At 56.7% G+C, this 11573-nt stretch carries 14 protein-coding genes; 11 read left to right on the forward strand and 3 right to left on the reverse strand.

The window, feature by feature from the left end:
• Positions 1–52: 52 nt before the first annotated feature.
• The 4 genes from ACTRWH_RS11600 to ACTRWH_RS11615 all read left to right on the forward strand — a co-directional run bounded on the left by ACTRWH_RS11600 (position 53) and on the right by ACTRWH_RS11615 (position 3511).
• On the forward strand, positions 53–547 hold the full coding sequence (locus tag ACTRWH_RS11600; RefSeq protein WP_075195920.1) for a TRAP transporter small permease: 495 nt from the start codon (positions 53–55) through the stop codon (positions 545–547).
• Positions 537–1841, forward strand: coding sequence for a TRAP transporter large permease (locus ACTRWH_RS11605; RefSeq protein WP_085681423.1), 1305 nt, complete (start codon positions 537–539; stop codon positions 1839–1841). Before ACTRWH_RS11600 ends, ACTRWH_RS11605 begins: the two co-directional genes overlap by 11 nt.
• Before the next feature lie 42 nt (positions 1842–1883).
• A complete protein-coding gene (locus ACTRWH_RS11610) occupies positions 1884–2753 on the forward strand; it encodes a phytanoyl-CoA dioxygenase family protein (RefSeq protein ID WP_085681422.1) in 870 nt (289 codons plus the stop codon).
• A gap of 215 nt (positions 2754–2968) precedes the next feature.
• Positions 2969–3511, forward strand: coding sequence for a hypothetical protein (locus ACTRWH_RS11615; RefSeq protein WP_085681421.1), 543 nt, complete (start codon positions 2969–2971; stop codon positions 3509–3511).
• On the opposite strand, the gene ACTRWH_RS11620 is transcribed toward ACTRWH_RS11615, so the two are convergent.
• Genes ACTRWH_RS11620 through gstA form a run of 3 tightly spaced genes read right to left on the reverse strand, consistent with a single transcriptional unit; the run spans position 3489 to position 4728 of the window.
• A complete protein-coding gene (locus tag ACTRWH_RS11620; RefSeq protein WP_085681420.1) occupies positions 3489–3737 on the reverse strand; it encodes a tautomerase family protein in 249 nt (82 codons plus the stop codon). The genes ACTRWH_RS11615 and ACTRWH_RS11620 overlap by 23 nt on opposite strands.
• Positions 3738–3739: 2 nt before the next feature.
• Complete coding sequence (locus ACTRWH_RS11625) at positions 3740–4129, reverse strand: nuclear transport factor 2 family protein (RefSeq protein ID WP_085681419.1); 390 nt, start codon at positions 4127–4129, stop codon at positions 3740–3742.
• Positions 4126–4728, reverse strand: coding sequence for a glutathione transferase GstA (gene gstA / locus ACTRWH_RS11630; RefSeq protein WP_085681418.1), 603 nt, complete (start codon positions 4726–4728; stop codon positions 4126–4128). Before gstA ends, ACTRWH_RS11625 begins: the two co-directional genes overlap by 4 nt.
• Positions 4729–4870: 142 nt before the next feature.
• Between gstA and ACTRWH_RS11635 the strand changes: the two genes are divergently transcribed.
• The 7 genes from ACTRWH_RS11635 (at position 4871) to ACTRWH_RS11665 (ending at position 11473) form a co-directional block, all read left to right on the forward strand.
• A complete protein-coding gene (locus ACTRWH_RS11635) occupies positions 4871–5746 on the forward strand; it encodes a LysR family transcriptional regulator (RefSeq protein WP_036204370.1) in 876 nt (291 codons plus the stop codon).
• Positions 5747–5763: 17 nt separating this feature from the next.
• Positions 5764–6807: an NAD(P)H-dependent flavin oxidoreductase gene (locus tag ACTRWH_RS11640; protein WP_350036184.1), complete on the forward strand. Its 1044-nt coding sequence runs from the start codon at positions 5764–5766 to the stop codon at positions 6805–6807.
• Positions 6808–7041: 234 nt separating this feature from the next.
• Complete coding sequence (gene osmF / locus ACTRWH_RS11645) at positions 7042–7974, forward strand: glycine betaine ABC transporter substrate-binding protein OsmF (RefSeq protein WP_085681415.1); 933 nt, start codon at positions 7042–7044, stop codon at positions 7972–7974.
• A 3-nt stretch (positions 7975–7977) separates the two neighbouring features.
• Positions 7978–9153 (forward strand): ABC transporter permease, encoded by a 1176-nt coding sequence (locus tag ACTRWH_RS11650; protein ID WP_085681414.1) that lies wholly within the window; start codon positions 7978–7980, stop codon positions 9151–9153.
• Between the two features lie 20 nt (positions 9154–9173).
• Positions 9174–10121, forward strand: a complete 948-nt coding sequence (locus ACTRWH_RS11655; protein WP_085681413.1) for an ABC transporter ATP-binding protein — start codon at positions 9174–9176, stop codon at positions 10119–10121.
• Positions 10121–10861: an ABC transporter permease gene (locus ACTRWH_RS11660; protein WP_085681412.1), complete on the forward strand. Its 741-nt coding sequence runs from the start codon at positions 10121–10123 to the stop codon at positions 10859–10861. The genes ACTRWH_RS11655 and ACTRWH_RS11660 overlap by 1 nt, the downstream gene beginning before the upstream one ends.
• Positions 10862–11473, forward strand: coding sequence for a LysE family translocator (locus ACTRWH_RS11665; RefSeq protein ID WP_085681411.1), 612 nt, complete (start codon positions 10862–10864; stop codon positions 11471–11473). It abuts the gene before it with no gap.
• The last annotated feature ends 100 nt before the right edge of the window (positions 11474–11573 follow it).

An 11573-nucleotide genomic window follows, 5' to 3' on the forward strand; every position in this document is an offset into this window, starting at 1 on the left:
TGTTCAGGCGCCCACCGTTGCAGGTGGGCGCTCTTTCCGAACCGGAGTTACCATGCCGTCCCGTCCTCCCAAATTCCGGCTCGATGCCTGGCTGGCCACCATTGCCCTGGTTGCGATCTGCTTGATCAGCCTCGGCAATGTGATCGTGCGCTACGCGACAGATGCCTCCTTTGCCTTTACCGAGGAATTCTCGGTGTTCCTTTTGGTGGTGCTTACCTTCGCAGGCGCTGCGGTGGCTGCGCGACACAACCAGCACATTCGCATTGAGTTGATCGAGCACTATCTGCCGCCCTGGGCACGAAAGGTGGTGTTTGTCCTGCAATGGCTGGGCGGGGTGACAGTCCTGGGGATCATGACGTGGTATGGCAGTACCTTCGCCATGCAGGAATACCAGTGGGAGTCATTGTCACCAGGCCTGGGATTACCTAACTGGATTTACGTGATCTGGCTGCCGCTACTATCTGCAGCCATCATTATCCGCCTGACCCAGAACCTTGTTGATCGCCTTCGCGGCCGGGAAGCCCCAGAGGTGATCCATGAGTCCTGATCTGCTGATGATTGGCAGTTTCCTGCTGGCGTTGCTGTTGGGCATGCCGGTCGCAATTGCCCTGGGCCTGGGCGGGCTGGTGGGTATCGTCGCGGGACTGCCGCCCGCGATGCTGGGCACGTTTGGTACCAACACGTATAACAGCGTGGCCAAATACCCGCTGATTGCGATTCCCCTGTTTATCCTGACCGGCCTGATCTTCGAGCGTGCGGGCGTTGCCGCCGCGCTGGTGCGGTTTGCCCAGTCGATCATCGGCCCCCGCCATGGTGGGCTGACCGTTGTTGCGGTGCTGGTGTGCCTGATCATGGGTGGCATGAGCGGTTCTGGTCCAGCTGATGCGGCCGCTGTTGCCATGGTGATGCTGCCAAGCATGCAGAAGGCCGGTTATCCGAAGCCGTTTTCGGCGTCATTGATTGCGGCTTCGTCGTCCACAGCAATCCTGATTCCGCCGTCCATTGCATTGATTCTTTATTCCATCGTGGTGCCTGGTGTTGATCTGCGGGCGCTGTTCGCCGCCGGTATTTTTCCGGGCATTCTGGCGGGCGTGTCCCTGCTGGCGCCAGCGTTGTATTTTGCGAAGAAGTACCGTTGGGAAGACCCCGAAGCGGTAGAACGCCCGCCTTTCTGGCCCAGCCTCAAGGCGGCCTTGCCCGCGCTGTTTGCACCGGTGATCATTCTTGGCGGCCTGCGCTCAGGCCTGTTTACGCCCACTGAGGCGGCCGTGGTGGCGGTGGCATACGGCGTGCTGGTCGGTTGCGTGTTGTATCGCAATCTCAGTCTGCGGAACCTCTGGGGCCTAATGACAGACGCCGCCGTTACCTCCGGCGTGGTGATGTTTATCATTGCGCTGGCGGGCATCTTCGCCTGGGCGGGGACGACGCTGGGTACTTTCCAGCACCTTGCGGATGCCTTGTTGTCGCTCTCGGAAAACGGCTGGGTGCTGTTGGGTCTGGTGATGGTCCTGGTGCTGATTGCCGGGATGCTGCTGGATGCCATCTCGATCTACCTGATCCTGATTCCGATTGTTCTGCCGCTGATGAATCACTTTGGCTGGAACCCGATCTGGTTTGGCATATTGCTGGCCATGAACATCGCCATTGGCCAGTTCACACCACCGGTCGCCGTGAACCTGATGGTCACCACCCGCATCGCCAACATCCGCCTGGAACACACCATCGGTTGGGCCATGGTGTTTGTGGCTGCGATGGCTCTTAGCCTGGTGTTGGTGATGCTGGTGCCGGGGATTGCGTTGTGGTTGCCACAGAAGCTTGGTTATGTGGTGGGGCCGTGGTAGTCCGGTTTGGTGCCATACCAAATACCATAGGAACGTCTAGCAATGGCTAAAACCAGAAACATTGAGTCAGTTGTCGAACTTCAGGGTGACTTGGCCAATAAACATAAGGCGTACAAGCCTGGTGAGGAGAACTCTTCCGAAACTCTTCATGTCCAGATAGCGGAAGACTTTGAAACGTTACAGAAAAACGGCTATGTCATTATCGAGGGCCTGCTTTCCAGCTCAGAGCTACAGTCCATTCGCCAAGCGACCGGGCCGCTTCTGGACAAGCCAGGGCGTAACAGCTTTGAAGGTGTAAAAACACAAAGGGTTTATAACGTTCTGGAACAAACGCGGGTGATCGATTCACTGGCGGTTCATCCAAGAATCACAGGCTTGCTGAGTCGCCTGTTTCAGCCCAACTACTTGCTCAGCCAGGCACAGATCATCAATATCCTGCCTGGAGAAGCAGCCCAACCTTTGCACTTCGATGACGGTTTCTATCCCGTTCCGCGGCCACGAAAACCCTTTGGCGCCGCCACCGTTTGGGCTATTGATGAATTTACCGAGGACAACGGGGCAACCGTTCTCATTCCAGAAAGTCACTTGCTCGGGCAGGAAATAGTCACCGACCGAAGTAAAACCATTCCAGCCATTATGCCTGCCGGTTCTGTGGTGTTTTTCCTGGGTACAACGTGGCACGGAGGTGGCGGAAACCAGTCCGATTCTTCTCGTCTCGCGGTGACCTGTCAGTATTGCGAGCCATGGCTCAGGCCTCAAGAGAACTTCTTTCTTGAGTTGAGCCAGGAAACCCTGAAGAGTATCCCGGAGCATTTGCTGAGTATGGTGGGATACTCTATTCATCCGCCGTTTATGGGAATGGTCAATGGCATGCATCCCAAGCGGACTCTGAAGAATCGAACTCAACCGTGAGATAAGAATGACCATCCAGAATTTGCTCGGTGGTGATTTTCCGATTGGCATCAGCCGCTATTGCCCTGTTGCAAGCAACGGCCGAAGCTGAAGGGCGCGGGGACTTTTTGCCGTTGTAAGCCGGGTAAAATGGCAGTGGCCGTAAAGAAGTGTCGGCTGCAATGCTTACACGAAAATGGGCGGGTGTGGGTGAGTAATCACGTTCACAATATCCTATGACTGAACATGTTCTCTATCACTATTCCAAGACCAGAAAACAGCGGGCGAAACTGTTCGTTCGGATGGGTGTTGTTTGCTGGGTATACGTCATTGCCTTGTTGCTTTATGAGGAATTTGGAGAACAATCAGTCCCGGAAAGCCTGTACCTGGCCACGCTGATTGTGTTTCCGGTGGCCAGCGTCATTCTGTTTCTGATTGCGCGGTGGCATATCCGCAACCCTGCTACCTATCGTGCGGTGATCACACCTGAACGGTTTGTGGTCGAGTATCCCAAATCTGAGCAATGGTCGTTCAGTGTGAACGTTGCAGACATCAAGCGTTTTGAGAACCGGCAAACTCGGTCCCATGCCGGCAAGGGCATACCGGAGCATGGGATTCTTATGAAAGATGGGAGTTTCCACCACATTTCCATGAACTATGGAAACAACATTCGGGACATGTACAACGCCGTAAAAGCGGTGAACCCCGACGTCGTATTTCCATACAAGGTGAACACTAAGGCGCAGGGTCTAGGTATCAACAAGGATTACGATACTTAGTGCCAACAGGTTTTCGCGCGCGATACTCAGGCACCGGCAACCCACCAATTCCCCAATCCTCCAGCGCCACTTCATCAATCACAACCATTGTCGAGCCTGGATTCTTGTTCAGTACCTGAACAAGCAGGTCGGTAACGCCCGCGATCAGTTCCGCTTTCTGTTGCGCAGAAGGTCCCTTGCCCTCCGGGCCGCCTTCGCGGGTAATTTTGATATTGACGTACGGCATGGTCAGTCTCCCTGGCTTGTCATTTCATAGTGAAAGATTTTGGCCATGATGGCCCAGCGGCCTTGATCGTAGATCAGGGTCAGGAAATCGGTGTAGTCGCGGCCCATCATGGTCATTTCCACTCGCGCGAACGCGAGAGTCGGGCCTCCCGTTTCGATCGAAATGATGCGCTCGTTGCGGGTTTCTCCGTTGCTTGCTGGCGGCACCCGTTGATCCAGCACCTGCCGGTATTCGTCGAACGACAGTACCCGGTAATCCTCTGGTGTTGCACTCACATACTGGGCGTGCGGATGGAACACGCCAGAGAGCATGGCGCTGTCGGCCTTGTGCAGTCCTTCAAAATAGGTTTCGAGCAGGACCGGGATGGCTTCGTAAGGCTTGGGTGAGTTCATTGTGCGACCAGTCCTTCCGACAACATTGCGGCTTTAACGCTCGGCCGGGCCGCCATGCGATTCCAGAGGGTGTTCAGGAACGGCCAATCCTTGAGATCGATCCCGGGCACGGCGGCCCAACTGCACACTACAAAAAGGTAGGCGTCAGCAACGGTGAAGGTGTCGCCCACCAGATAGGCTCGACCATCGTCGAGCAGAGACTCCAGGTAGTCGAAATGGCGGAGGATGGTCTCCAGTGCCTGGGCACGCTGTTCGTCCGTTGCGCTGGCTTTGAAGAAGGGGCCAAAGGCCTTGTGCAGCTCTGATGCAATGTAGTTCAGGTGCTCCTGCAAACGGGCTCGCTCAAGGGTGCCTACGTCGGGTATCAATGTAGTTGATTCCGCCAGGTATTGAAGGATCGCAGCGCCTTCGGTCAGTACCGCTCTGCCGGTATCCAGCGCCGGCACATAACCTTTGGGGTTGACGGTTTTATAGTCGATACCGGACTCGGTGCGCTGGGTTTGGGTATCAACGGGCTCAAGGGTGAAATCAATACCCAGTTCTCTAAGTACAATGTGTGTCGCCAGTGAGCAGGCGCCGGGCTTGAAATACAGTTTCATGGGTGGATCTCCTCTGTGTGATAAGCACTGGGCTTGGACACAGAGGAGATTACTGCCTGCAATAAGAATAAAATAATATTGAGTTATTATGATAATGATAATTTAATAGAATCATCTTTGGGTGAAGAAACAAGAGGCGTCGATGAAGCTGGAGCAATTGCGTGTACTGGATGCCATCGTGACGCAAGGCAGCTTTCGCAAAGCGTCTGAGGTGCTCTACAAATCCCAGCCCGCTTTGAGCCAGGCTATCAAAAGCCTGGAAGAGGAAACCGGGCTAACCCTGCTGTCCCGGGAGAGTTACCGCCCGGTGCTTACCCCAGCCGGTAAGGCCTATTACCGCCAGGCACGGGGTGTGCTGGACCAGGTACAGGCTCTGAAGGAGTTGGCCGGCAAGTTGTCGGCCAGCCAGGAAGCGGAGGTGCGGCTGTCGGTATCCGCCACTTGTCCGTTGGGTAATCTCCTGTCAGTGATTGGTGAGCTCAAGGAGGCATACCCAGCCACGGATATCCGGCTGATGTCGGATGCCATGGGTGGCAGTGCAGAACGACTCATGGCGGGCGAGGTTGATTTTATCATCGCCACAATGGATGGTCTTTCCACAGAGGCAGTTCATGCTTCGCCCTACACCGCCGTGAATATCATCCCGGTAGCCCATCCCGGCTATGGTCCGGCAAGCAGTCGCAAGCGGCTGAGCAATGCTGAAATGCGCCCGTACGTTCAGGTTGTGGTGGCGGGTACCGGGCAGGGGCAATATGACCAGAGCCGGGACGTGGTTCCGGAGAGCCTACGGTGGACGGTGTCGGATTTTGCCGCTAAAAAAGAGATTGTGCTGGCCAGAATGGGATGGGGCGGTCTGCCGGAGCACTTGATTGCCCGTGAATTGGAGGCCGGCGAACTGGTAACGCTTGATCTGAAAGGTTACCCGATCCGCCGTTCACAGCTTCATCTGGTGCGTCGTCGGGAAGGCGCTCTGGGGGTGGTTGCCCATGAGCTTTGGGAGCGACTCTCCACCAATTAAGAATCTAGAGGTAAAAAATGACCATCCAGAATGTGCTGGGAATTGATCTGCCCGTCATCCAGGCGCCAATGGCCGGTGTGCAGGGGCATGAACTGGCTGTAGCGGTGTCCAATGCTGGAGGGCTGGGCTCGTTGCCCTGTGCCATGCTTAGCTCTGAGGCACTGCGAAAAGAGTTGGAAGCACTGACAAGCCAGACCAGTAAGCCCTACAACGTCAACTTCTTCTGTCACACGCCCCCAGAGCCAGATGCCGATGCAGAGCATCATTGGCGCAAAGCGCTGTCGCCATATTTCGACGAGTTGGGTATCGATTCTAATGATGTATCCGCGCAAGCGGGAAGGGCCCCTTTCAGCTCTGAGGCAGCGGATGTCTTGGCGGACTTCAAGCCACCGGTGGTGAGTTTCCACTTTGGCTTGCCGGCACCCGAGTTGATGGCTCGTATAAGAGGGTGGGGCGGGAAGATACTGTCGACCGCCACAACCGTGGACGAAGCGCTTTGGTTGGAGGCGCAGGGCGTCGATGCCATTATCGCGCAAGGGCTTGAAGCGGGCGGCCATCGCGGGTTTTTTCTGTCGCGGGACATCAGTACTCAGGTCGGCACTTTTGCCTTGATTCCACAATTGGTAGACGCGGTGAACATTCCCGTTATCGCCGCTGGCGGTATTGCAGACTCCAAAGGCGTAGTGGCTGCAATGGCGCTTGGGGCGGCCGGAGCGCAGATTGGCACCGCGTATTTGTTGTGCCCCGAAGCTCAAACCAAAGCAGTGCATCGCGCCGCCCTGAAATCAGAGACCAGCCGTGTAACCGCACTGACAAATCTGTTTAGCGGTGGCGCCGCCCGGGGTATTGTGAACCGAATAATGCGTGAATTGGGGCCGATGAGTTCCAAAGCTCCTGCTTTCCCCCTGGCATCATCCGCCATTGCACCATTACGTGCGAAAGCCGAAGCTGAGGGGAGCGGTGACTTTTCGCCTCTGTGGGCGGGGCAGAATGTTGGTGGCTGCAAGGAGGTTTCGGCGGCAGCTCTTACGCGGGAACTGGCAGGTTGGGTGGGTAAGTAACTTCAAAACCGAGTGACAGGCTCAGGAGCAAGTTTGCATGGAAGATTGAGACTTCCGCGAATCAGCAAGCCAGAGCCGGTGATGTTTGAGGGCTAGTCGACGCTATGATGCAGCGAGAAGCCAAATTAACCTTGTCTTCGTAGTTGCCTGCAATAGACTGATAACAGCAGCCGGAAGCCCGTCTTAGGGTGTTGTGGCAGCTTGATAATCTGATAATCAAAGAAAGGCCAACCAATGAGAGGAATAATCGTGCCCGCTATCTTTCCTTTTTACCGCGCAGCGGCTTTTACCCTTGTTCTGATCTCCGGGCCGGCTCTGGCGGCTGACCCTGTGGTGGTGTCGTCCAAGATCGATACGGAAGGTGCTGTGTTGGGCCAGATGGTCCTGCAAACCCTTGAAGAAGCCGACATTCCGGTTGAGAATCGCCTGCAGCTCGGCGCGACCAACATCGTGCGCAACGCCATCAAGGCTGGTGAGATAGACCTGTATCCGGAGTACACCGGCAATGCTGCTTTCTTCCATGACCAGGCAGATCGGGACATCTGGAAAGATGCCGCCAAGGCTTACGAGCAGGCTGCCAGCCTTGATAAGAAGGCCCATAACATTGTCTGGCTAACACCGGCGAAAGCCAACAATACCTGGGCCATGAGTGTGCGGGGCGATCTGGCACGTGAGAACGGCTTGAACACGCTTGAAGATCTGGCTTCCTATATCAATGGCGGCGGCGCCTTCAAGTTTGCGGCCAGTGCCGAGTTTGTTGAATCCGCCAGTGCCTTGCCGGCGTTCCAGGAAGCGTACGGTTTCAAACTGGGGTCTGATCAGTTGCTGATCCTGTCCGGCGGCAACACTGCTGCAACGCTCCGGGCTGCGGCCCTGACCGACAACGATGTGAATGGCGCCATGACCTACGGCACTGATGGTGGTCTGAACGCACTCGATCTGAAGGTGATGGAGGACACATTGGGTGTCCAGCCGGTCTATCAGCCCGCGCCTATCGTGCGCGCAGAGGTGCTGGAAACGTATCCGAACATCCGCGAAGTTCTTGCGCCGGTCTTTGAGTCACTGGACCTGGAGACTCTTCAGCGCCTGAATGGCCAGGTTGCGGTGAATGGTGTGCCTGCCGAAGCAGTTGCGCGGGACTATCTGGATTCCCTGGCTCAGGACTAAGATTTGGCGATCACCGAGACTTTGCGCCCAAACCGAGTCATTCCGGTGCTTGGGGTGTTGGCCCTGGCACTGGTCTGGTTGCTGGACCTTGGTACTATCCAACCCAACCGTATTGTTCCGGGCACCGGCCATGGCCTGCTTTCGGCCGTGGGATGGACAGGGGCAGGGCTGGTTACGGGGATTCTGCTGGCGACCATTGTGCTGTCCACATTGCCGTTGCGTCGGCGCTATGAGCTCCTGCTCGGTTTGATTGGGCTTTCACTGGCAACGATGCCGCTGTTGCTGGATATGTTTGCCGCCCTCCATCTGCCCGAGGGGGCGCCCTACGCCCGTTCGTCGGTCGGGGCAGGGTTCTGGTCTCTTCTGTTCCTGCTTTCGCTGATGTTGATTGAGACCCTTGGCCGGCTCGAAGCCCGGCGTTGGTTGCAACTGATACTGCTCGTGTTTATCGGTGGGAGCTGGATTGTCCTGCTGCGTGGCGAGGGCCTGGAGAGTCTGTCCCTGGTGCGGGAGTTCAACGCTCGCCCCGACAAGTTCCAGCAAGCGCTCTGGACGCACCTGGCCCTGGCATTGGGTGCGGTCGCCATCAGTGCCGGCCTGGCGTTCGCCCTGGCGCTTAAAATGATCCGCAGCCCCGCCTGGCAGCGCCCTCTTCTGGGCGCCGTGAGTTTTCTGCAAACCATTCCAAGCCTTGCGGTGTTTGGTTTGCTGATTGCGCCACTCAGTGCGCTCTCGTCAGCGCTCCCGTTTCTGCAGGATCTTGGCATCCGGGGAATTGGTTGGGCGCCAGCGCTGCTGGCGTTGATCGCTTACAGTTTGCTGCCGATGGTGCGCAACACCTTTGTGGCCATTACCGAAGTTCCCGAAAGCCTGGCCGATGCGGCGCGGGGTATGGGTATGAATGAACACCAGGTGTTTTATCAGCTCAAGCTGCCGTTGGCGCTGCCGGTGATGATTGAGGGTGTACGTATCACAACCATTCAGGCAATCGGCCTTACTGCGGTAGCCGCCCTCATCGGAGCGGGTGGTTTCGGTGGTTTTATCTTTCAGGGGCTGGGGCAGGCGGCTATGGACCTGGTGTTGCTCGGCGCCTTGCCTACGATTGCGTTGGCGCTGCTTGCCGATGCGTTACTCACGATGCTGGCGGCCAGTCTCAAGCCGACACCGGCAACGGCCTGATAGGGGAAGGAACTGGTCGGATGATTGAACTGAAAAATGTCTCCCGGCGTTTCGGCGATACTATCGCAGTGGATGGGGTTAACCTGACCATCGAAACCGGTGAAGTCTGCGTGCTGGTGGGCAGTTCCGGCTGCGGTAAATCGACCACGCTGCGCATGATCAACCGTCTTTTGCCCCACAGCGTTGGCGAGATATTGGTGGATGGTGAGGACATCACCACCATGAATCCGGAACAGCTGCGGCTGAACATGGGGTATGTGATCCAGGGTACGGGGCTGTTTCCTCACTGGACGGTGGCGCGCAACATCGCCATGGTGCCCAGGCTATTGAACTGGCCGAGGGAGCGGATCGACGCACGCGTCGACGAGTTGATGACCTTGCTGGATCTCGACCCCAGCGCCCACGCCAACAAATACCCCCAGCAATTGTCTGGCGGCCAGGCGCAACGGGTCGGTGTTGCGCGGGCACTGGCGGCGGACCCCAACATTTTGTTGATGGACGAACCTTTCGGTGCATTGGATGCGATAACGCGGGAAAACCTCCAACTGGAAATGCTGCGGATCCAGAAGCAGGTCCGTAAAACCACTGTTTTCGTGACCCACGATATTGATGAAGCACTGAAGCTGGCCACCCGCATTGCCGTGATGGATCAGGGGCGCATCATCCAGCATGACACGCCGGAGAATATCCTCCGACATCCAGCATCTGACTTTGTTGAAAACCTGATTGGCAAGCAGGACCGCGGTCTGAAACTGATGAGCCTGCGGCCTGTGCGGGACCTGATGGCCAATCACACCGAGCCGCGGCAGTCCGAACCTGGGGAGCATGTGCTCAGGGAGGAGGACAGTATTCGCCTGGCCCTGTCCGTGATGCTCTGGCAGGACCTGCGACAGGTTGCGGTGTTCAATGCGCAAGGGCAGGAGACGGGTGTGATTACCCGTGAACGCATTATCCAGGAAGGCGTGTAATGCGTGTCTGGTTACCTGCCACTCTTTTGGCCTCGCTGCTGCTCGCGCTGAGTGCCGGCATGCCGGTGCTGGAGCCATTGTTTAACTGGGTGCAGCCGGGCAAGCAGCAGGTGATCTATGACCGGGAGAGCTTTTTATTCCTGCTTCAGAATCACCTGATGCTGGTCGTCGTATCGGCGGCCGTGGGTACGTTCGTTGCGGTGGCTGGCGGCATCTTTGTTACCCGTCCTTTTGGCCGCGATTTCCTGCCTCTGGTCGGCCAGGTGGCTTCTATTGGCCAGACCTTTCCTCCAGTGGCTGTACTTGCGTTGGCGGTACCGGTGCTTGGTTTCGGCGAGGCACCGATTCTTCTCGCGTTGGTCCTTTATGGCTTGCTTCCCATTCTGCGTAATACCCTGGCGGGTCTGGAAGGTATCAATCCGGCTGTGCGGGAGGCCGCACTGGGTATGGGCATGTCGCCAGTGCAGGTCCTTGTGCGAGTAGAACTGCCCCTGGCCGGAAGGGTCATTCTCGCGGGTATTCGAACCTCTGTTACTATCAATATCGCGACCGCCGCTATCGGCTCAACCATTGGAGCCCGCACCCTGGGCGATCCGGTGATTGCCGGGCTGGTGAACGGCAATACCGCGTATGTGCTGCAAGGGGCGATTCTGATCGGGTTGCTTGCGCTGACAACGGATAGCCTGTTTGAAGCACTTGAACGATTCTGGGATCGTCGATTGCAATCCGTAGGAGTCTAGATGGGTAGTTATCTGCTGTTCGTAGTTATCGCTATAGCGACTGTCCTCAGCCCGGGGCCAGGCGTTATGTTGACACTGACCAACGCCATTCGGTTCGGTGTGTCCGGTGCCTTCGGCGGAATTCTGGGGATTGCCTTTGGTACGTTCATTGTTGCGGGTATTTCAGCCACAAGCCTGGGCATTGTACTGGCGACGTCGGCGACGGCGTTTAGCATCATGAAGTTTATTGGTGCCGCCTACCTGATTTATCTGGGGGTAAAACTGTGGCGGTCTCCTGTTGCGGAAATGGAGGAAGCGGCGGCGGCAGCTCGGAGCAGGAAACTCCAGTTTCTTGAGGGGCTGACATTGCAACTCACAAACCCGAAAGCCGTATTCTTCTTCCTGTCTGTTTTTCCTCAATTTATTGATTACTCGACTGAATTTGTCGGCCAGTTTGCCCTTTTGGTCGTCACTTACAGCGCTTTGGTTGTCGCCATCCACTTGCTGTATGCGCGCCTCGCCAGATCAGCCCGTGGCTGGCTTTCTTCCGAGAAAGGTGGGCAGTTAGTCAATAAACTGGGTGGGGCGACGTTTGTTGGTTTTGGGGTGGGGCTGGCAACGGCGAGCAGGTAGCGGCGAATCACTTCCAGCGCTTGTATGGGTGCTTCAGTCGTTGGAAACTGCTCCATTGTCTGTGGTGTAGCCATCGGTTAGATTTCCCAAACATGTCGGC

Source organism: Marinobacter sp. G5_S1_61_S3, from assembly GCF_054968585.1.

Coding starts and splice junctions, on each gene's coding strand:
- ACTRWH_RS11600 (WP_075195920.1), top strand. CDS start 53: ATGCCGTCCCGTCCTCCCAAATTCCGGCTCGATGCCTGGCTGGCCACC.
- ACTRWH_RS11605 (WP_085681423.1), top strand. CDS start 537: ATGAGTCCTGATCTGCTGATGATTGGCAGTTTCCTGCTGGCGTTGCTG.
- ACTRWH_RS11610 (WP_085681422.1), top strand. CDS start 1,884: ATGGCTAAAACCAGAAACATTGAGTCAGTTGTCGAACTTCAGGGTGAC.
- ACTRWH_RS11615 (WP_085681421.1), top strand. CDS start 2,969: ATGACTGAACATGTTCTCTATCACTATTCCAAGACCAGAAAACAGCGG.
- ACTRWH_RS11620 (WP_085681420.1), bottom strand. CDS start 3,737: ATGCCGTACGTCAATATCAAAATTACCCGCGAAGGCGGCCCGGAGGGC.
- ACTRWH_RS11625 (WP_085681419.1), bottom strand. CDS start 4,129: ATGAACTCACCCAAGCCTTACGAAGCCATCCCGGTCCTGCTCGAAACC.
- gstA (WP_085681418.1), bottom strand. CDS start 4,728: ATGAAACTGTATTTCAAGCCCGGCGCCTGCTCACTGGCGACACACATT.
- ACTRWH_RS11635 (WP_036204370.1), top strand. CDS start 4,871: ATGAAGCTGGAGCAATTGCGTGTACTGGATGCCATCGTGACGCAAGGC.
- ACTRWH_RS11640 (WP_350036184.1), top strand. CDS start 5,764: ATGACCATCCAGAATGTGCTGGGAATTGATCTGCCCGTCATCCAGGCG.
- osmF (WP_085681415.1), top strand. CDS start 7,042: ATGAGAGGAATAATCGTGCCCGCTATCTTTCCTTTTTACCGCGCAGCG.
- ACTRWH_RS11655 (WP_085681413.1), top strand. CDS start 9,174: ATGATTGAACTGAAAAATGTCTCCCGGCGTTTCGGCGATACTATCGCA.
- ACTRWH_RS11660 (WP_085681412.1), top strand. CDS start 10,121: ATGCGTGTCTGGTTACCTGCCACTCTTTTGGCCTCGCTGCTGCTCGCG.
- ACTRWH_RS11665 (WP_085681411.1), top strand. CDS start 10,862: ATGGGTAGTTATCTGCTGTTCGTAGTTATCGCTATAGCGACTGTCCTC.